The sequence below is a fragment of the Pseudoxanthomonas sp. J31 genome (genome assembly GCF_000510725.1).
Taxonomy (GTDB): Bacteria; Pseudomonadota; Gammaproteobacteria; order Xanthomonadales; family Xanthomonadaceae; genus Pseudoxanthomonas.
The window spans coordinates 147,542-168,926 of record NZ_AZNZ01000008.1; the positions used below are offsets into that span (position 1 = coordinate 147,542).

At 71.0% G+C, this 21,385-nt stretch carries 11 protein-coding genes; 9 read left to right on the forward strand and 2 right to left on the reverse strand.

Features of this window, described 5'->3' with window-relative positions; genetic code table 11:
• Window positions 1-4: 4 nt before the first annotated feature.
• Complete coding sequence (gene dgoD, locus PSEJ31_RS0110505) at window positions 5-1,153, reverse strand: galactonate dehydratase (protein WP_028915425.1); 1,149 nt, start codon at window positions 1,151-1,153, stop codon at window positions 5-7.
• Window positions 1,150-1,776: a 2-dehydro-3-deoxy-6-phosphogalactonate aldolase gene (locus PSEJ31_RS0110510; protein ID WP_028915426.1), complete on the reverse strand. Its 627-nt coding sequence runs from the start codon at window positions 1,774-1,776 to the stop codon at window positions 1,150-1,152. Before PSEJ31_RS0110510 ends, dgoD begins: the two co-directional genes overlap by 4 nt.
• A 209-nt stretch (window positions 1,777-1,985) precedes the next feature.
• Here PSEJ31_RS0110510 and PSEJ31_RS0110515 point away from each other — a divergent pair, with 209 nt between their 5' ends.
• From PSEJ31_RS0110515 to PSEJ31_RS0110555, 9 genes are all read left to right on the forward strand, one after another.
• Entirely contained in the window at window positions 1,986-2,975 is a 990-nt protein-coding gene (locus PSEJ31_RS0110515; RefSeq protein ID WP_028915427.1) for a LysR substrate-binding domain-containing protein, read from the forward strand.
• Between the two features lie 165 nt (window positions 2,976-3,140).
• Window positions 3,141-6,296: a TonB-dependent receptor gene (locus PSEJ31_RS0110520; RefSeq protein WP_232211017.1), complete on the forward strand. Its 3,156-nt coding sequence runs from the start codon at window positions 3,141-3,143 to the stop codon at window positions 6,294-6,296.
• Between the two features lie 367 nt (window positions 6,297-6,663).
• On the forward strand, window positions 6,664-9,519 hold the full coding sequence (locus PSEJ31_RS0110525) for a TonB-dependent receptor (RefSeq protein WP_306460562.1): 2,856 nt from the start codon (window positions 6,664-6,666) through the stop codon (window positions 9,517-9,519).
• A 135-nt stretch (window positions 9,520-9,654) separates the two neighbouring features.
• Complete coding sequence (locus tag PSEJ31_RS0110530) at window positions 9,655-11,871, forward strand: cellulase (RefSeq protein ID WP_028915430.1); 2,217 nt, start codon at window positions 9,655-9,657, stop codon at window positions 11,869-11,871.
• On the forward strand, window positions 11,868-13,805 hold the full coding sequence (locus tag PSEJ31_RS0110535) for a sialate O-acetylesterase (protein WP_028915431.1): 1,938 nt from the start codon (window positions 11,868-11,870) through the stop codon (window positions 13,803-13,805). The genes PSEJ31_RS0110530 and PSEJ31_RS0110535 overlap by 4 nt, the downstream gene beginning before the upstream one ends.
• Before the next feature lie 34 nt (window positions 13,806-13,839).
• Complete coding sequence (locus PSEJ31_RS0110540; RefSeq protein ID WP_028915432.1) at window positions 13,840-15,552, forward strand: DUF5597 domain-containing protein; 1,713 nt, start codon at window positions 13,840-13,842, stop codon at window positions 15,550-15,552.
• A gap of 54 nt (window positions 15,553-15,606) precedes the next feature.
• Window positions 15,607-18,474, forward strand: a complete 2,868-nt coding sequence (locus tag PSEJ31_RS0110545) for a TIM-barrel domain-containing protein (RefSeq protein WP_028915433.1) — start codon at window positions 15,607-15,609, stop codon at window positions 18,472-18,474.
• 69 nt (window positions 18,475-18,543) lie between these two features.
• Entirely contained in the window at window positions 18,544-20,961 is a 2,418-nt protein-coding gene (locus tag PSEJ31_RS0110550; protein ID WP_028915434.1) for a glycoside hydrolase family 95 protein, read from the forward strand.
• Window positions 20,962-21,024: 63 nt separating this feature from the next.
• Window positions 21,025-21,385, forward strand: a 361-nt coding sequence (locus tag PSEJ31_RS0110555; protein ID WP_028915435.1) for an MFS transporter, incomplete at its 3' end; no start/stop codon positions are given.

Consider the following 21,385-nt stretch of genomic DNA (forward strand, 5'->3'; position numbering starts at 1 on the left):
CTCCCTACCATTCGGCAATGCTGGAATCGGCGTGCCGCCATACCGGGTTGCGCCAGTCCGGCGGGTTGGCGTGCGCGTGGCGCAGCCGTTCCTCGTCGACCTCGACGCCCAGGCCCGGTCCGGGCAGCGCGCGGATGTGGCCATTGTCGCAGCGGAAATCGTCCTTGTTGAGCACGTAGTCGAGCAGGTCGGCGCCCTGGTTGTAGTGGATGCCGATGCTCTGCTCCTGCAGCACCGCGTTGTGGGCGACGAAGTCCAGCTGCAGGCAGGCCGCCAACGCCACCGGACCGAGCGGGCAATGCGGTGCCAGGGCGACGTCGTAGGCCTCGGCCATGGCGGCGATCTTCAGGCACTCGGTGATGCCGCCGGCGTGCGACAGGTCCGGCTGCAGGATCGCCAGCCCACCTGTTTCCAGCACGCGCTTGAACTCGAAGCGCGAATACATGCGCTCGCCGGCCGCCAGCGGGATCGGGGTCGACGCGGCCAGGCGCGGGTAGTACTCGGCCTGCTCCGGCAGCACCGGTTCCTCGACGAACAGCGGCCGGAACGGCTCCAGTTCGCGCAGCAGCGCCCTGGCCATCGGTGCGCCGACCCGGCCGTGGAAGTCCACGCCGAAGTCCACGCTGTCGCCGAAGGCCTCGCGCACGGCGGCGACCCTGGCCACGGCCTGGTCCACCGCGCGCGGGCTGTCGAGCAGCTTCATCTCCTCGGTGCCATTGAACTTGAAGGTGTCGAAGCCCAGCCCGCGGTAGCCGCGGATCTGCTCGACCAGGTCGGCGGGGCGGTCGCCGCCGACCCAGCGGTAGGTCTTCATGCGCTCGCGCACCAGCCCGCCGAGCAGCTGGTACACCGGCACGCCCAGGGCCTTGCCCTTGATGTCCCACAGCGCCTGGTCGATGCCGGCGATGGCGCTCATCAGCACCGGGCCGCCGCGGTAGAAGCCACCGCGGTAGAGCGTCTGCCACAGGTCGTTGATGCGCGAGGGGTCCTTGCCGACCACGTATTCGCCCAGCTCGTGCACCGCCGCCTCGACGGTGCGCGCGCGGCCCTCGACCACGGGTTCGCCCCAGCCGGTGATGCCCGCGTCGGTCTCGACCTTCAGGAACAGCCAGCGCGGCGCGGCGTGGTAGGTGGTCAGGCGGGTGATCTTCATGCGGCGTGGTCCATGTAGGCCTGGCGGAAGGCACGGGCGTTGCGGCGCGTGGTTTCCGGCGCCTGGCCGGGGCGGTAGAGCTCGCCGCCGATGCCGGCGCCGGTGCATCCGGCAGCCAGCCAGGCGGGCAGGGAATCGGGGGTGATGCCGCCGACCGCGAACAGCGGCACCCCGGCCGGCAACACCGCGCGCAGCGCGCGCAGGTGGCCGGGCCCGTAGGTCGCGGCCGGGAACAGCTTGAGCATGCTGGCGCCGGCCTCCAGCGCGGCGAACGCCTCGCTGGCGGTGGCGAAGCCCGCCAGCACCTGCAGCCCGCCCGCGGCGGCGTGGCGGATAAGGTCGGGGTTGGTGTTGGGGGTGACGATGAAGCGCGCGCCCAGCCCGTGCAGGATGTCCACTTCCTGCCGGCGCAGCACGGTGCCGCCGCCGATCCAGGCGCGCTTGCCGTGCGCGCGCACGGCTTCGCCGATGCTGGTGGCCCAGTCCGGGGAATTGAGCGGTACTTCGATCGCGTCGTAGCCCTCTTCCAGCAGCGCCGCGAAGTGGGCGGGCGCCTGCCCCGGGGGAAGCCCGCGGAGGATGGCCACCAGCGGCAGCCGGAACGGCGATGGGGCAGGGGTCATGGGCAGGCTCCGCGGTGGCGTGGCGCGATCCTACGCACGATCGCCTGCGCCGGCGCTATGGGGTGCAAAGTGTCCTCCATTGGGCGGCGGCGCATTGCGGGGGAGGGGCCGGAACATGCGCGCCGCATGCGTAAGGCTCGCTTTTCTGGGATATGTTTGGAAATGAAATTTCCGATCCGAACTATTCCCGGGACATATAGGATCGTCCAATGAACCGCACGCCCTCGGCCTCGCATTGGGCCAATCCCGCCCGGTTGAAGACCCGCCACCTGATGTTGCTGCTGCACCTGGAGGAGCAGGGGTCGGTGCTGCGCGCGGCGGAGGCGGCACGCATGACCCAGCCTGCCGCGTCCAAGCTGCTGGCCGAGATCGAGGGCCTGCTGGGCGTGCCGCTGTTCGAGCGCCACGCCCGCGGCGTGCAGCCGACCTGGTATGGCCAGGTGCTGATCCGGCGCGCGCGCAGCGCGTTGCTGGAGATCGGCCGCGCCCAGGAGGAGATTGCCGCGCTGCGCGACGGACGCATGGGCAGCGCTTCGATCGGCACCGTGGTCAACCCCGGGACCAACCTGGTGCCGGCGGCGGTGGCCGCGATCAAGCGCGAGCACCCGGACATTCTGGTGCGGATCGAGATGGACTACAGCCGGCCGCTGCTGGCGCGGCTGCTGGACGGCCAGCTGGACCTGGTGGTCGGCCGGATCATGGAGCCGGCCGGGGGCGCCGACCTGGAATTCGAACCGTTGGCCGACGAGCCGCATTCGGTGATCGTGCGGGCCGAGCATCCGCTGGCGGGGCGCACCCGGCTCACGCATGCGGACCTTGCGCCCTATGGCTGGATCCTGCCGCCGCCGGACTCGGTGCTGCGCACGCGGCTGGAGACCATGTTCCTGGAGCACGGCCTGGCGACCCCGGGCAACGTGGTGGAGACCTCGTCCCTGCCGGTGACGGTGAACCTGCTGAGGGCCAGCGACCTGCTCACCGCCCTGCCGGTGGAGGCGGTGGCCCCGTACCTGACCGCGCGCCAGCTGGCGGTGCTGCCGCTGGACCTGGGGGTGGGGATGGAGTCGTTCGGGATCATCCGCCGCCGCGGCCACCTGCTGTCGCCGGCCGCGCAACGCGTGCTCGAGGCCCTGCGCACGGCGGCGGCCGCGGTCTACCCCGGGGCCCGCAACAGGCTTGGATTGCCCTCAAGGGGAGCCTGAAGTCACAACTGCAACAGCGTTCCATACGATGCTTGACCGGCGTCACGTGGTACCGTTAACGTCGGCTTCACGTACTCCCGCCGGACCGCGGGGGACGTTCTTGCAAGCCCCTGAAAACCGAAAGAAATCCTTACTCTCTGGGAGGGGAACTGGATGTCGAACCACATGAACCGTGCTGCGGGCCGCGGCGCCAAGTCGCGCCTGTATCCGCAGCCCTGCGCCCTGGCTCTGGGCGTGGCCATCGTCCTGGCGGGCGCCGGCGCCAACGCGCAGGACAGCAACGCCAACGCGGGCTCCGATCCGGCGGTCGAGCTGGAGACGGTGCAGGTCACCGGCCTGCGCGGCAGCCTGATGCGGGCGCAGGACCTGAAGCAGGACGCCGAGCAGATCATCGACTCGGTCACCGCCCAGGACATCGGCGCCCTGCCGGACCGCAGCGTGACCGAGACCCTGAAGCGCGTCTCCGGCGTCACCGTCACCGGCTTCGCGGCGCGTGACGATACCGACCACTTCTCGGCCGAGGGCAGCGGCGTGATGATCCGCGGCCTGACCTTCGTCCGCGGCGAGCTCAACGGCCGCGACGTGTTCAGCGCCAACGGTGGCCGCGGCCTGAGCTTCGAGGAGATCCCGGCGGAGCTGATGGCCGGCGTCGACGTCTACAAGAACCCCTCGGCCGAGATCATCGAGGGCGGGCTGGGCGGCACGGTCAACCTGCGCACCCGCAAGCCGTTCGACGAGCCGGGCCGCAAGATCGCCGGCAGCGTGGACTACAACTACGGCGACAAGGCCAAGGACGCGCGTCCGTCGGCCTCGTTCCTGTTCTCCGACCGCTGGCAGACCGGCATCGGCGAGGTGGGCTTCCTGGCCAACCTCTCGTACTCCGAGCTGGCCACCCAGTCCGACGGCATCCAGATCCAGCCGTATTCCCGCCGCGGCCGCACCCCGGCCGAGCAGCCGGAAGGCCTGCCGAACGGCGAGGGCTGGGTGTACGACTGGGAGCAGGAGACCTGGGTGCCGTCCGACAGCCAGCGCGACCTGCTGCTGGAAGGCACCGACCGCGACCACGTGTTCGTGCCGGGCGGCGTGAACTGGCGCCGCACCGACTTCGACCGCAAGCGCCAGGGCGGCGCGCTCGTGTTCCAGTGGCGTCCCAGCGACGACACCGAGATCACCACCCAGGTCATCACGTCCAAGTACGACATGGCCTGGCGCGAGCACTACATGGAGTACGCCGGCGCCGGCGAGGCCAACGACACCTCCAACTGGACCGGCGACCCGAACCACTACGGCAACGCCTACGACGGTGGCGACGGCCTGGCCGACCGCACCAACCGCCTGATCCCGATGCCGGGCACCCGCTTCCTGTACGACGCCAACGGCCGCTTCCTCAAGGGCGCGATCCGCCTCGGTGGCTGGCGCGGCACGCCGGACGACGAGACCCCGTCGATGTACAAGGGCCCGGGCATCCAGTTCGTGGCCGGCAACCGCTACAACGTGCAGTCCTCGCAGACCACCGACTGGTCGACCAGCCTGCGCCACTACATGACCGACAAGCTGGTCATGCGCGCCGACTTCCAGTACGTGAAGGCCGAGAGCGACAACGTCGACTTCGCGGTCCATACCTCCAGCCTGCTGGAGGGCATCACCCTGGACCTGACCGGCAAGTACCCGTCGGTCACCCTGGACGACCCGAACTTCGCGCTGCAGCAGGAGAACTACTTCTGGCGCTCGGCCATGGACCACCTGGCCGACAACGAGGGTCGCGAGCGCGCCGGCCGCCTGGACTTCGAGTACAGCTTCGACAGCGACTGGTGGCGCATGGCCCGCTTCGGCGTGCGCGTGGCCGACCGCAGCTACACCAGCTTCTACACCACCTGGAACTGGGGCGTGATCAGCGACGACTGGAACAAGATCGAGGGCAACCCCGATCCGAGCCGCCCGCCGGTGGCGTGGCTGGACCAGTACTACAGCGGCAACTCGCAGCTGTACACGCTGAAGGACTTCTTCGGCGGCAAGGTCAACCTGCCGACCCAGTTCTGGACGGCCGGGGACGACTTCGTCAACATCGCCAAGGTCCGCGACACGCTGGGCGCCATCCCGGGCGCGCAGTGGCGTCCGATCGCCTACTCGCCGTCGGCGATCAACGAGCAGCATGAGCGCACCCAGGCGGCGTACGGCGCGCTGTACTTCGAGAACTACGACCGCTTCGGCGTGCCGGTGGACGGCAATCTGGGCGTGCGCGTGGTCAAGACCAGCGTGACGAGCAAGGGCGGCGGCCTGATGCCGGACATGACCACCGGCTACCTCGAACAGGTCGACCCGGCCGTGCGCGAGGCGTTCTACGGCCAGCCGTTCGAGAGCGAGAACAGCACCTCGTACACCGACGTGCTGCCGAGCCTGAACGTGCGCGTGCGCTTCGACCATGGCCTGCAGTGGCGCTTCGCCGCGTCCAAGGCCATCGCCCGTCCCGAGTTCCGCCTGATGCAGAACTGGATCACGCTGGGCGCCAGCGCCGCCGGCTGCGCCAACGCCATGCGCGACGGCCTGCGCGACGAAGCCGACCTGTGCACCTTCGACGACCTGAGCTACTTCGGCAGCGGCGGCAACCCCGAGCTGAAGCCGATGCGCGCCAACCAGTTCGACACGGCGCTGGAGTGGTACTTCGGTCCGGCCAACAGCGCGTACATCACGCTGTTCACCAAGGACGTGAAGGACTACTTCGCCTCCGGCATCAGCACCGAGATCATCGACGGGCGCGAGTACGTGATGACCCGTACCCGCAACCTCGACGAGGGCAAGATCCGCGGCTTCGAAGTCGGTTACTCGCAGTTCTTCGACTTCCTGCCGGGCTTCGGCATCCAGGCCAACTACACCTTCGTGGACAGCAAGGGCGGCACCAACGTCGACGTCGGCATCCCCGACGGCAACGCGCCGACCGAGGTCCCGGTGGACCTGCCGCTGGAAGGCCTGTCGCGCCGCAGCTACAACGTGATGGGCATCTTCGAGCGTGGCCCGATCTCGATGCGCCTGGCGTACAACTGGCGTTCGCGTTACCTGCTGACCTCCAGCGACGTGATGCCGGCGATGCGCCAGCCGGTGTGGAACGACGACTACGGCCAGCTGGACGGTTCGATCTTCTTCAACATCAACTCGAACATCCAGCTGGGCCTGCAGGCCAACAACCTCACCAACAGCACCACCAAGCTGCTGATGGGTCCGCGTGGCTACCGTCGTGACGGCTTCATCGACGAGACGCTGTACAACCGCGCCTGGTTCGAGAACGACCGCCGCTACTCGCTGGTGCTGCGCGCCAGCTGGTAACGGCCGCGGCAGGCGATCCGGGCACGGCCCGCGCGGGCAACCGCGCGGGCCGTTTCCGTTGGCGCGAAGTATTCCTCCAAAACATAGCTCAATCGAAATAATTCATTGGTGTGGAATGGTCGCTGCTGACATGCTCCGGGCATCACTCCGCGGGGGCGGCAGCCGGCCGCGGGGCGAGAGGATCCGGCCGCGAGGGAGGCCGGGCCGACCACAACTCGACCGGAACGGATGGCCTCCGTTCCCGCTTGAACCGCACGTCCTGGGAGGGAACGCAATGTCCAAGCACCACCAACGCCGCCCGCGTGACCGGGCGTCCGTGCAAGCTGCCCGTGCATCCGGCTTCCGTCGCAGCGCCCTGGCGTTGAGCGTGGCCCTGCTGCTGTCCGCGCAGGCCCATGCGCAGCAGGCTGGGCAGGACGCCGACCCGCTGACCGAGCTGGACACGGTCCAGGTCACCGGCGCCCGCGGCAGCCTGACCAAGGCGCAGATCATCAAGGAAACCACCGACCAGATCGTCGACTCGATCGTGGCCGAGGACATCGGCAAGCTGCCGGACAACAACGTCGCCGAGGCGCTGCAGCGCATCACCGGCGTGCAGATCACCCGCAACAAGGGCGAGGGCAGCAGCATCATGGTGCGCGGCCTGACCCAGGTGCGCAGCGAGCTCAACGGCCGCGACATCTTCACCGCCAACAGCGGTCGCGCGCTGAGCTGGGAAGACGTGCCGGCCGAGCTGCTGGGCGGCGTGGACGTGTACAAGAACCCGAACGCCGAGCTGATCGAGGGCGGCCTGGGCGGCCTGGTGAACCTGCGCACGCGCATGCCGTTCGACCAGGAAGGCATGCGCCTGTCCGGCAGCTTCACCGTCAACCAGTGGGACCTGCGCGACTCGACCCAGCCGTCGGCCTCGTTCCTGTTCTCCAACCGCTTCCAGACCGGCGCCGGCGAGTTCGGCATCCTGCTCAACGTCGCCCACCAGGAAGGCCAGTACCGCGAGGACCGGATCAACTTCGGCTCCTACCTGGTCTACGACGACGTGCCCGGCTACGAGGGCCGGGAAGTCGTCATCCCCAGCGAGATCGGCATGTACAGCCACTTCGGCGACCGCGAGCGCGACGGCCAGTACGTGGCCCTGCAGTGGAAGCCGAACGACGACCTGGAGCTGTACGCCCAGGCGCTGCGCTCGGACTACAAGTTCCGCAACCGCGAGTACAGCGTCCGTACCGGCAACCTGAACAACAACGCCGACGACATGGTCAACTGGAGCGGCAACGGCTGGGGCTTCGTGTCGCCGGACATCCCCGGCTACGAGGGCTTCACCGACCCGTTCGGCTTCGACGCCAACGGCGAGTTCCAGTACGGCACCTTCAACAACGCCCTGGTCACCACCACCGCGCGCATGGACTGGCGCAACTCGGTCACCAGCGACTACAGCTTCGGCGCCAAGTGGCAGGCCAGCGACCGCCTGCACCTGTCCACCGACTTCCAGTACATCGACGCCACCACCGAGGGCGTGAACTACTGGGTCGACCTGCTCGCAGGCCAGGTGGACGCCGACGACTGGCGCGGCTGGGCGGGCCTGTACGGCGTACCGCCGCTGCGCGTGGACGCGACCGGCAAGTACCCCACGGTCACCGTGTACGACCAGGCCACCGGCCAGCCGATCCCCGGCTACATGAGCGATATCGCCAACTACGGCGGCTGGTACTCGCACCTGGACAAGCGCGACGACAACGACGCCGAGCAGTTCTCCTGGCGCGCCGACCTGCGCTGGGATTTCCTGGAGGACGGCTTCCTGCGCGATCTGCGCGCGGGCGTGCGCTACACCGATCGAGACGCGATCACCCGCAGTTCCGGCTGGAACTGGCAGAAGATTCCGCCGGCCGGCAATCCGGACGGTGCCTGGTCCTCGTTCCGCCCGGCGCCGTTCTCCGACTATCCAGACGCCTGCTACCGCCTGTTCCCGTTCGGCGATCACTTCCGCGGCGCCAGCGGCCTGCCCACCGGCTACGTGGCCTGCGACGAGATGGTGGCCGACTACGAGAACACAGTGCGCATGTTCGGCCACGATCCGGTTCCGTTCAACGATGTCACTGACATCCGCCAGTACACGGAGAAGACCTATGCGGCCTACGCCATGCTGCGCTTCGGCAGCGACAGCGCGCGCTTCCCGTGGGACGCCAATGCCGGTGTGCGTGTAGTCCGCACCGAGACCACGGTCGACGGCTACGAGCTGGTTCCCGACTCGGCCACCGGCGAGGTGTCCGAGGTCGCGGTGCAGCACACCTACACCGACGTGCTGCCGAGCCTGAACTTCCGCATGTTCCTCACCCCGCAGCTGCAGTGGCGTGTGGCCGCCTCGCGGGCGATGTCGCGTCCCAACTTCGATCTGCTCGACCCGTACGTCTACCTCAACAACACCTTCTTCGACTTCAACACCGGTGGCGTGTCCTACGCCAGCCGCGGCAACCCGTACCTGGAACCGATGTACGCCAACCAGTTCGACACCTCGCTGGAGTGGTACTTCGGCCAGGGCTCGATGCTGTACGGCACCCTGTTCTACAAGAAGGTCGAGGGCTTCTACTACTACGACACGGTCACCGCCAACTACTACGACGCGGCCTTCACCGTGCCGCTGGAGGGCGGCAACGCCGGCGAGACGCGCCCGTGCGTGGGCCAGGAGTGCGTGCGCCCGTTCCAGCTGCAGACCCGTTCCAACGGCGAGGACGGCAAGATCAAGGGCGCGGAGGTCGGCTTCCGCCAGTTCTTCACCTTCCTGCCCGGTCCGTTCGACGGCCTGGGCCTGGAGGCGAACTACACCTACGTCGACAGCAGCGCGCCCTCGCCGGACGCCACCACCACCGACGGCATCGAGATCGCCTACCTGCCGCTGGAGGGCCTGTCCAAGCACAGCTACAACGTGGTGCTGATGTACGAGAAGTCGCGGGTGTCGTTCCGCGCCGCGTACAACTGGCGTGACACCTGGCTGGTCACCACCCGCCCGCCGAACGCCGGCCACGTGCCGCAGTACCACGACGAGACCGGCCAGCTGGACGCCTCGCTGCGCTTCAACCTCAACGATGTCTGGTCCATCACCCTGGACGGCACCAACCTGCTGGACGAGACCCGCTTCGACTACTACGGCAGTCCCAGCCGGCCCAACGGCTGGTACATCAACGACCGCCGCTATGGGCTGTCGATCCGCGCCAACCTGGACCTGTGAGCGAGCGGCCACGGCCGCCCGCGCGGCCCCGTCCCGGTCCGATGCCGGGGCGGGACGATGCGGCGGAGCCCGGGCATCGGCCGGGGCCGCCGCTGGGCCGCCGGACGCCAGGGTCGTGAACGTGGGAGCGTTCCCTTGAGCAGTATCCGAACCCGCGCGCGGGCCCTCCGCGCGCTTCTGCTGGCGGCGGCCGCGTTCGCCGCCTGCGCCCATGCCGCCGGCAGCGAAGCCTACCGCTGGCGCAACGTCGCCATCGGCGGCGGCGGCTTCGTCACCGGCATCGAGTTCCACCCGTCCGAGCCCGGCCTGGCCTATGCCCGCACCGACGTCGGCGGCGCCTACCGCTGGGATGCCGTGGCGCTGCGCTGGATCCCGCTGACCGACTGGATCGGGCACGCCGACGCCAACCTGATGGGCATCGAGAGCGTGGCGCTGGACCCGTCCGACCCGGACCGCGTGTACCTGGCCGCCGGCACCTACACCCACGAGCGCGCGGGCAACGGCGCCATCCTGCGCTCGGCCGACCGCGGCGCCAGCTTCGAGCGCAGCGAGCTGCCGTTCAAGCTGGGCGGTAACGAGCTGGGCCGCGGCAACGGCGAACGCCTGGCGGTGGACCCGAACGACGGGCGCGTGCTGTTCCTCGGCTCGCGCGCTCACGGGCTGTGGCGCAGCGCCGATCGCGGCGTCCGCTGGATGCGCGTGGACGGTTTCCCCGCATTGGCCACCTCCGAATCGGCCAGCGCCAGCAACCGCTGGCGCAAGCAGGCCATCGGCATCGTCTTCGTGGTGTTCGACCCGGCCAGCGGCAGCCCCGGGGCGCCCACGCCGGTGCTCTACGCTGGCGTTTCCAGCCGTGAGGGCGGACTGTTCCGTTCGCGCGACGCCGGCCGCAGCTGGGAGGCCGTGCCGGGCCAGCCCACCGGCCTGCGTCCGAACCACATGGTGCGCGACGCACGCGGCGATTTCCTGATCAGCTACGGCGACGAGCCCGGCCCGGACACGATGAACGCCGGCGCGCTCTGGCGCTGGTCGCCGGCCAGCGGGCGCTGGACCGAGATCAGCCCGGCGCCGCAGTCCAGCGACCTGGAGGGCGACGGCTTCGGCTGGGGCGCGGTGGCGGTGGACGCGCGCGATCCCGACGTCATCGTCGCCGCCACCTTCAACCGCTGGCGGCCGCACGACGACATCTACCGCAGCACAGACGGCGGCCGCAGCTGGAAGGCGGTGTTCCCGGCCTCGGACTTCGACCACTCCGCCTCCCCGTGGACGGCCCAGGCAAGGCCGCACTGGATGGCCGACGTCGAGATCGACCCGCACGATCCGGACCGGGTGCTGTTCGTCACCGGCTACGGTATCTGGGCCTCGCGCGACATGACTGCGCTGGACCGCGGCGGCCGCGTGCGCTGGTGGTTCGAGGACGCCGGCCTGGACGAGACCGTGCCGCTGGACCTGGTCAGTCCGCCGCAGGGCGCGCCGCTGGTCAGCGGGCTGGGCGACATCGACGGCTTCCGCCACGACGACCTGGCGCGCACCACCGTGCAGTTCGCGATGCCGCCGCGCTACAGCAACACCGAGAGCCTGGACTACGCTGGCCGGGTGCCGGGGCTGCTGGTGCGCAGTGGCCACCTGCACGGCGAGCGCCGCGACGTGATCCGCGCAGCCTACTCGCGCGACGGCGGCAGCACCTGGACGGCGTTCGCCGGCGAGCCGCCGGACGGGGAGGGCGCGGGCGAGATCGCCATCGCCGCCGACGGCGCGCGCGTCATCTGGCGCACCCGCAACGGCAGCCACTGGCTGACCGACGACTTCGGCGGCCGCTGGCAGAAGGTCCGCGGTCTGCCTGCCACCGCCACGGTCGCGGCCGACCGTTTCGAGGCCGGGCTCTGGTATGCGCTGGACCCGGCCAGCGGGCAACTATTCGTCAGCGGCGACGGCGGCGTGTCCTTCGCTGCCGCCGCGGCGGGCATCGGCGCGCTGGGCGACTGGTTCCGCGGCGAACTGCTGCCTTCGACCGAACGCGGCGGCGTGGTCTATTTCGCCGCGGCCTGGCGCGGCCTGATGCGCTGGAGCGCCGGCCGCCTGGAACGGCTGCCGGGCGTGGAGAACGCCTTCGCCGCCGGGCTGGGCGCGCCCAAGCCCGGCCGCGCCAACCCCGCGCTGTTCGTGTTCGGGCAGGTGGACGGGGCGGTGGGGTTGTATCGTTCGGACGACGAGGGCCGCCGCTGGGTGCGGATCGACGATCCGCGGCACCGCTTCGGCCACGTGCGCATGCTCACCGGCGACGCGCGCGTGCACGGCCGCGTCTACCTGGCCACGGGGGGGCGTGGCGTGATCTACGGGGAACCGGAATGAGCCGACGCATCCTTCTCGCACTCCTGGCCTGGCTGCTGCCGCTGGCGGCGCTGGCCGCCGACGCCGCGCTGGAACTGCCGCTGCTGTTTTCGGATGGCGCGGTGCTGCAGCGCGACCGGCCGTTGCCGGTGTGGGGCCGGGCGGCACCCGGCAGCCAGGTGGAAGTGGAGTTCGACGGCGCCCGCGCCGCGGCCACGGCCGGCGCCGACGGCCGCTGGTCGCTGCGCCTGCCGGCGCACGCGGCCGGCGGCCCGTACGAGCTGGTGGTGCGCGCCGGCGGCCGGGAACGCCGCGTGCGCGACGTGCTGGTGGGCGAGGTCTGGCTCGCGTCCGGCCAGTCCAACATGGAATGGCCGGTGCAGGAGACCCTGCACGCCGCGGAGGACATCGCCGCGGCCGGCGACCGCCGGCTGCGCCACTTCAAGATCCCCAAGTCCTGGGCCGAGCGGCCGCAGGCCGACCTGGCCGGCGGGCAGTGGCAGGCGGCCTCGCCCGACACTGTCGGCGCCTTCTCCGCGGTGGCCTATGCCTTCGCGCGGGAGCTGCGCGCGGCCACCGGCGTGCCGGTGGGCATCATCGACAGCACCTGGGGCGGCAGCTCGATCGAAGCCTGGATGGACGCGGCGATGCTCGGCCTGGACGCCGACGCGCTGGAGGCGCGGATGCGGCAGGCGCGCGCGGCCGACGAAGCCGTGCGCGCCCGCACCCGCGAGCGCCTGGCCGCCTGGCCGCCGGTGGATGCCGCGTCCGAGGCCTTCGCCGCGGCGCTGCTGGACGAACGCGACTGGGCCACCATCCAGGTGCCGGCCCTCTGGGAGGCGGCCGGCTACCCGGGCGTGGACGGCGTGGCCTGGTACCGCACCGCGTTCGAGTTGGATGCGCGCGAAGCGGCGGCCGGCGTCACCCTGGGCCTGGGCCGCATCGACGACAGCGACACCGTCTGGGTCAACGGCCGGCGCGTGGGCGCCACCCGCAACGGCTGGAACACGCCGCGCGCGTACGCGGTGCCGCCCTCGGCCCTGCGCGCCGGGCGCAACACCGTGGCCGTGCGCGTGGAGGACAGCGGCGGCGGTGGCGGCATCGCCGGCCGGGCGGACGAGCTGTACCTCGCGACGGCCGGCGGCGCGCGGCGCGCGCTTGCCGGCCCGTGGCGCTTCCGCACCGCGGCGGTCGACGTGGCGATGGACGAGGGCAAGAACCAGGTGGACACCGCGCTCTACAACGCCATGGTCCACCCGCTGCAGCCGTATCCGCTGGCCGGGGTGATCTGGTACCAGGGCGAGACCAACGCCACGCCACAGGGCGCCCATGCCTACCGCGACCGCTTCGGCGCGCTGATCCGCGGTTGGCGCGCCGCCTGGCAGGCGCCGGAACTGCCGTTCCTGTGGGCGCAGCTGGCCGCGTTCGGTTCCGGCGGCGACCGCGTGGACGCCGCCGGCACCGTCATCGACAGTCCCTGGGCGACGTTGCGCGAATCGCAGTCGGCCGTGCTGGCGCTGCCGGCCACCGCGCAGGCGGTGACCATCGACGTGGGCGACGCGCACGACATCCATCCGCGCGACAAGCGCACCGTCGGCCACCGGCTGGCGCTGGCAGCGCGCCGCGTGGCCTACGGCCAGGACGTGGTGCATGCCGGCCCGGCGTACCGCGGCGCCGAGGCGCGCGAGGGCACGCTGGTGCTGCGCTTCGACGCGCCGGCCGGGCTGGCCGTGCGCGGCGGCGGCCAGGCGCCGCGGGGCTTCGAGCTGGCCGGCGCCGACGGCCGCTTCCATCCGGCGCAGGCGCGCATCGAGGGCGACGCAGTGGTGCTGCGCAGCGGCGCGGTGCCGCAGCCGCGGCTGGCGCGCTATGCCTGGAGCGACAACCCCGCCGCGGCGGACCTGGTGGGGGGCGACGGGCTGCCGGCCTCGCCGTTCCGCACCGGCGAATGGTGAGCAGACGATGCGGACAGGAGGGGAACCGACCGGAATGGGTACGAACGAGGCGATGAAGCGGGCAGGGCGCGGGATCGTGGCGGCATGGCTGGCGGCGCTGCTGCTGGCCGCCTGCGGCGGTGCCGGGCCGGACGCGGCCCCGGCCGCAGCCGCGCAGGGCGGCGAACCCGCCGCGGCGGCGCCGGCGCGTGCGCGGCCCGCGGGGGAGGCGCCGATCCCGAAGGTGGTGACCGAGCAGGGTCGCCACGCCCTGCTGGTGGACGGCAAGCCGTTCCTGGTGCTCGGCGCGCAGGTCAACAACTCCAGCAACTGGCCGGCCGCCCTGGAGCACGTCTGGCCGGCCATCGAGGTGCTCAAGCCCAACACGGTGATGGTGCCGGTAGCCTGGGAACAGGTCGAGCCGGAGGAAGGGCACTTCGACTTCTCCTTCGTCGATACCCTGCTGGCGCAGGCGCGCGAGCGCGACGTGCGGCTGATCCTGCTGTGGTTCGCCACCTGGAAGAACAACGGCCCCAACTACGCGCCGGCCTGGGTGAAGCTGGACAACGCGCGTTTCCCGCGGGTGGTCACCGCCGACGGCCGCACGCTCAACTCGCTCTCGCCGCACGGGCAGGCCACGCTGGAGGCCGACCGCAAGGCTTTCGTCCGGCTGATGCGCCACCTGCGCCAGGCCGATCCGCAGCGCACCGTCATCATGGTGCAGCTGCAGAACGAGCCGGGCACCTACGGCAGCGTCCGCGACTTCTCGCCGCTGGCGCAGCGCGAGTTCGAGCGTCCGGTGCCGGAAACGCTGCTGCGCAGGCTGGGCAGGCAGCCGGGCACCTGGCGCGAAGTGTTCGGCGCGGACGCGGACGAGTTCTTCCACGCCTGGCACATCGCCCGCTACATCGACCAGGTGGCCGAGGCCGGCAAGGCCGAGTACCCGCTGCCGATGTACATCAACGCCGCGCTGCGCGGGCCGTTCAACCCCGGCCAGCCGGGCCAGTACGCCAGCGGCGGGCCCACCGACAACGTGCTGGACGTGTACAAGGCCGCCGCGCCGCACATCGACCTGCTGGCGCCGGACATCTACATGCCCGAGTACCTGCACTACACCACGGTGCTGGACCGCTACTCGCGCCCGGACAACCCGCTGTTCGTGGCCGAGACCGGCAACCGCGGGGAATACGCGCGCTATTTCTTCTCCGCGCTGGGGCACCAGGCCATCGGCTGGTCGCCGTTCGGCATCGACTACACGCGCTATTCCAACTGGCCGCTGGGCGCCAAGGCGATGAACCCGGAGACGCTGGAGCCGTTCGCGCTCAACTACCGGCTGGTGGCGCCGGCCGCGCGCGTCATCGCCCAGGCCAGCTTCGAGGGCCGCGTGCACGGCACCGCCGAACAGCCGGGCGAACCGGTGCAGCGCTTCCCGCTGGACGGCCGCTGGAACGCGGTGGTGACCTACGGCGTGCCGCAGTTCTGGTTCCAGGGGCAGCCGCCGGGCAACCCCGAGCCGGTGGGCGCGGCGCTGATCGTGCAGCTGGGGCCGGACGAGTTCCTGGTCACCGGCATCCACGCGCGCGTGGAGATCGTGGCCGCCGACCCGGCCGTGGCCGCGCGCCAGATCTACGCATACGTGGACGAGGGCACCTACGACGCCGACGGCCGGTGGCGGTTCCACCGCCGCTGGAACGGCGACCAGACCGACTACGGCCTCAATTTTTCCGACGCCACCCAGCTGCTGCGGGTAAAGCTGGCGACCTACTGAGTGCAATGCAATGCCGGCGCCGTCCCCGGGTGCCGCAAAGGGAGAGGAACGAAGATGATGCAGAACAACAGGTCCATGCATGCCCGGCGTGCGCTGCTGGCCATGTCCGTGGTGGCCGCGCTTGTGCCGATGCAGGCGCTGGCGCAGAGCGTGGAGCGCCAGGCTGACGGCGTGATCGTGCGTCCGGCCGATACGCAGGCCGCCGACGTGCGCCTGCAGCTGGTGTCCGACCGCATCGTGCGCGTCAGCGCCGACGTGGACGGCGATTTCCAGCGCAGTCCCAGCCTGATGCGCGCCGAAGCGCCCTCGGCGCCGCCGGCGTTCGAGGTCGAGCAGGAAGAGGGCAGGGTACGGGTCAAGGCGTCCGGCATTGCCGCCGAGGTTTCCCTGGGCGATGGCAGCGTCAGCTTCTTCGATGCCAACGGCAAGCCGCTGCTGGCCGAGCGCCCCGGCGCGCGCGAGTTCCAGCCGGCCACGTTCGACGGCCGCGACTACTACAGCGTGCGCCAGCGCTTCCTGTCGCCGCAGGACGAAGCGCTGTACGGCACTGGCCTGCACCAGCAGGGCTGGATGAACCTCAAGGGCCGCGACGTCGAGCTGCTCCAGCACAACATCGACAAGGCCATCCCTTACCTGGTCTCCACCCGCAACTACGGCATCCTCTGGGACAACAACTCCATCACCCGCTACGGCGATCCGAAGGGCCTGCGCCCGCTGCAGGAGTCGCTGCGGGTGTACGACGCCAAGGGCCGGCCGGGCGGCTTCACCGCGACCTACTCGATCGACGGCAAGGTCCGGGTGCAGCGCCGAGAGGCGGAGATCAACTACCAGTACATCAAGGACCTGGCCGCGTTCCCGGAGCAGGCGAAGAACAAGGCCGAGGGCGGCCGCACCCTGGTGACCTGGGAGGGCGCGATCGAGGCGTCCAGCGGTGGGCGCCACACCTTCTCCATGTACAACAGCGAGTACGTGAAGGTGTACGTGGACGGCAAGCTGGTGGTCGACCGCTGGCGCCAGAACTGGAACCCGTGGCACCACGAGTTCGCCCTGGAGCTGGAGCCGGGGCGCCGCTATCCGGTGCGGGTCGAGTGGGACACCATCGACCCGGCCTACATCGCCCTGCTGCACCGCGACCCGCGGCCGGCCGGGGAGGCCTCCGACCTGTCGATCTGGTCCGAGGCCGGGCAGATGATCGACTACTACGTGGTCGCGGGCAGCAACGCCGACGAGCTGATCGCAGGCTACCGCTGGCTGACCGGCAAGGCGGTGATCCTGCCGAAGTGGGCCTACGGCTTCTGGCAGAGCCGCGAGCGCTACAAGACCCAGGCCGAGCTGACCGGCGTGCTGGACGAGTACCGCCGCCGCGGGCTGCCGATCGACGCCATCGTGCTCGACTGGTCGTACTGGCCGGAGGACGCCTGGGGTTCGCACGACTTCGACCCGGCCAACTTCCCCGACCCGGAAGGCATGGTCCGCCACGTCCACGACCAGCACGCGCAGATCATGATCTCGGTGTGGCCGAAGTTCTACCCGACCACCGAGCACTACAAGGAGCTGGACGCGGCCGGCTTCATGTACCGCCGCAACGTCGAGGTCGGCGAACTGGACTGGATCGGCAAGGGCTACCTCAACTCGTTCTACGACCCCTTCTCCAGGCAGGCGCAGGGCATCTTCTGGCGCCAGGTCAATGCCAAGCTCAACAGCAAGGGCTTCGACGCCTGGTGGCTGGACGCCACCGAGCCGGACCTGCACAGCAACATCGACGTCGGCGAGCGCAAGGCGCGCACCATGCCCAATGCCCTGGGCTCGTCGACCGAGTACTTCAACGCCTATCCGCTGCCGCACTCGGAGGGCGTGTACCGCGGTTCGCGCCAGGTCGATCCCGACAGGCGCGTGTTCATCCTCTCGCGCGCGTTCTTCGCCGGCCAGCAGCGCGCCGCCGCCGCCTTCTGGAGCGGCGACATCGTCCCGCGCTGGGACGACCTGCGCGAGCAGATCTCCGGCCTGGTCAACGCATCCATGGCCGGCGCGCCCAACGTGTCGATGGACATCGGCGGGTTCTCGCCCGAGCGCCGCTACGAGCGCAAGGACCCGGCGCACCTGGACGAGTGGCGCGAGCAGAACCTGCGCTGGTTCCAGTTCGGCGCCTTCGTGCCGGTGTTCCGCCTGCACGGCCAGTTCCCGTACCGCGAGATCTGGGAGCTCGCGCCGGAAGGCACGCCGCACTACGACAGCTTCGTGCACTACCTGAAGCTGCGCTACACCCTGCTGCCGTACATCTACACGCTGGCGGCGGATACCTGGCACCGCGACGGCACCATCCTCCGGGCACTGGCCATGGACTTCCCGCACGACCCGGAGGTGCGCGACATCGCCGACCAGTACCTGTTCGGCCCGGCCTTCCTGGTCGCCCCGGTCACCCGCTACAAGGCACGCGAGCGCCAGGTGTACCTGCCCGCGGGAACCAGCTGGATCGACTTCCACACCGGCCAGCGCCATGCCGGCGGGCAGCAGGTCGCCGCCGCGGCGCCGCTGGAGCGCAGCCCGCTGTTCGTGCGCGCCGGCTCGATCGTGCCGCGCACCGTGGTCCAGCAGTACGTGGACGAGAAGCCCGGCGCGCCGCTGCTCATCGAGGTCTACACCGGCGCCGACGGCAGCTTCTCGCTGTACGAGGACGACGGCCGCGACTATGGCTACGAGCGCGGCGAGTTCGCGCGCATCCCGCTGCGCTGGGACGAGGCGAAGGGCGAGCTGCTGATTGGCGCGCGCCAGGGCGGCTACCCGGGCATGGTCGCCGCGCGCGAGATCCGGGTGCGCTGGATCGACGGCCCGCGCACCGATGCCGGCGCGCTGGAACCGGAGGCGGACGCCAGCGTGCACTACACCGGCAAGCCGATCACGCTGCGTCGTCCGCGCAGCTGAAGCGCTGCCGCGCGCCGGCCGGCCCGGCACGCGGCAGCATCGCCGGACCAGCAGGGGAGCAGCGAACCGATGAGCCTGACCCGCCGCGAACTGATCAAGGCCACCGCGGCCGCGCTGGCGGCCGGTGCCGCGCCGGCGGCACTGGCGGCGCCGGGCGGCGGCACGGCCCCGGCATCGCGCGGCGCGGGGGCGGCGGATGCGGGCAGCTTGCCGGCGCCGGAGCGTCCGCTGCGCCTGTGGTACCCGCGGCCGGCCACGCGCTGGGTCGAGGCCCTGCCGCTGGGCAATGGCCGCCTCGGGGCAATGGTGTGGGGCGGGGGGCGCTCGGAGCGGCTGCAGCTCAACGAGGACACGCTCTACGCCGGCCAGCCCTATGACCCGGTGCCGGAGAGCGCGCTGCAGGCATTGCCGGAAGTGCGGCGCCTGCTGTTTGCCGGCCGCTACGCCGAGGCCGAGGCCCTGGCCGACGCGACCATGATGGGCCGGCCGCGCAAGCAGATGCCGTACCAGCCGCTGGGCGACCTGCGCCTGGATTTCCCCGAGATCTCCGACCTGGACGACTACCGGCGCGAGCTGGACCTGGACCGCGCCCTGGCCACCACCACCTTCGGTTCCGGCTGGCAGCTGCAGCACACCCGCCAGGCCTTCGTTTCCGCGGCGGACCAATGCCTGGCCGTGCGCCTGGCCACCAGCCAGCCGGGTCGGGTGCGGGTGCGCATCGGCCTGGACAGCGACCACGCCGAGGCCGAAGCGGTGCATGACGGCGGCGACGGCCTGCTGCTGCGCGGGCGCAATGGCGACGCCTTCGGCATCGAGGGTGGCCTGCGCTTCGCTGCGCGGCTGAAGGTGCTGGCCAGCGGCGGCAGGTTGCGCCGGCGTGGCGAGCGCATCGAGGTCGACGGGGCCGACGAGGTGGTGCTGTTGCTGGCGGCCGCCACCAGCTTCCGCCGCTACGACGACATTGGTGGCGACCCGGAGGCGATCACCCGCGCGCAGCTCGATGCGGCGGCGCGCAAGCCGTGGGATGCATTGCTGGCCGCGCACGAGGCCGGGCACCAGCGCCTGTTCCGGCGCGTGGCCATAGACCTGGGGCGCAGCGCAGGGGAGCTGGCGGCACTGCCCACCGACGAGCGCGTGGCCCGCTTCGCCGAGGACAACGACCCGGAACTGGCGGCGCTGTACCACCAGTTCGGCCGCTACCTGCTGATCTGCAGCTCGCGCCCGGGCACCCAGCCGGCCAACCTGCAGGGCATCTGGAACGACCTGCTCGCCCCGCCGTGGGAGAGCAAGTACACGATCAACATCAACACGCAGATGAACTACTGGCCGGCCGAGGCCAACGCGCTGCCGGAATGCGTGGAGCCGCTGCAGCGCATGGTCGCCGAGCTGGCGCAGACCGGCGCGGACGTGGCCCGGCGCATGTACGGCGCGCCGGGCTGGGTGGCGCACCACAACACCGACCTGTGGCGCCAGGCCGCACCGATCGACGGCGCGCAGTGGGGGCTGTGGCCGTTGGGCGGGGCCTGGCTGCTGCAGCACCTGTGGGACCGCTGGGACTACGGCCGCGAGCCGGGCTACCTGGAGCAGGTATGGCCGCTGTTCCGCGGCGCGGCCGAGTTCTTCGCCGCGACCCTGGTGGAGGACCCGCGGACCGGAGCGATGGTCACCGCGCCCTCGCTGTCGCCGGAGAATCCGCATCCGCATGGCGCCAGCCTGTGCGCCGGCCCGTCCATGGACGCGCAGATCCTGCGCGACCTGTTCGACCGCTGCATCGCCATCGCCGGGATGCTGGGCGTGGACGCCGACCTGGCCGCGCGCCTGGCGCACCTGCGCGAACGCCTGCCGCCGCACCGCATCGGCAAGGCGGGGCAGCTGCAGGAATGGCAGGAGGACTGGGACATGGAAGCGCCGGAGCCGGACCACCGCCACGTCTCCCACCTCTACGCCCTGCATCCGTCCAGCCAGGTCAACGTGCGCGATACCCCGGCGCTGGCGGCCGCGGCGCGGCGTTCGCTGGAGCTGCGCGGCGACGAGGCCACCGGCTGGGGCATCGGCTGGCGCCTGAACCTTTGGGCGCGGCTGCGCGACGCCGAGCGCGCGTACAAGGTGCTGGGCATGCTGCTCAGTCCCGCGCGCACCTATCCCAACCTGTTCGACGCGCACCCGCCGTTCCAGATCGACGGCAACTTCGGCGGCACGGCCGGCATCACCGAGATGCTGCTGCAGAGCTGGGGCGGGACGGTTTTCCTGCTACCGGCGCTGCCACGGGCCTGGCCACGCGGTAGAGTGTCCGGCCTGCGCGTCCGCGGCGCGGCCGAGGTCGCGCTGGAATGGGACGCGGGCCGGTTGCGCAAGGCCAGGCTCCAGGCCCATCGTGGCGGCCGCTTCCGGCTCGAATACCGGGGGCAGCCGCTGGAACTGGAGTTGCAGCCGGGTGAGGCGGCGGAGGTGGGGCCCGGGGGCGCACGGCTGGTGAGCCTGGGCTGAGCCTCGCGACAAACGACACGCCGGGCCCCGCCCGGCGCCCAGCACTTACTGGAGGGACCGCGGATGGCGGGCATTGGCAACACGGCACCTGGCGCGGCGCAAGCCGAGGCCGGCAACGAGAACACCTTCTTCATCATCCTGATCAGCCTGGTGGCCACCATCGGTGGCTTCCTGTTCGGCTACGACAGCGGCGTGATCAACGGCACGGTCGACGGCCTGNNNGCGGCNTTCNAGTCCGACGCGGCGGTGACCGGCTTCAACGTGGCCTCGATGCTGCTGGGCTGCGCGGTGGGCGCCTGGTTCGCCGGCACCCTGGCCGACCGCTACGGCCGGCGCACCATGCAGCTGTGGGCGGCGGTGTTCTTCATCGTCTCGGCCTGGGGCTCGGGCATCGCCACCTCCTCGGCCGAGTTCGTGGTCTACC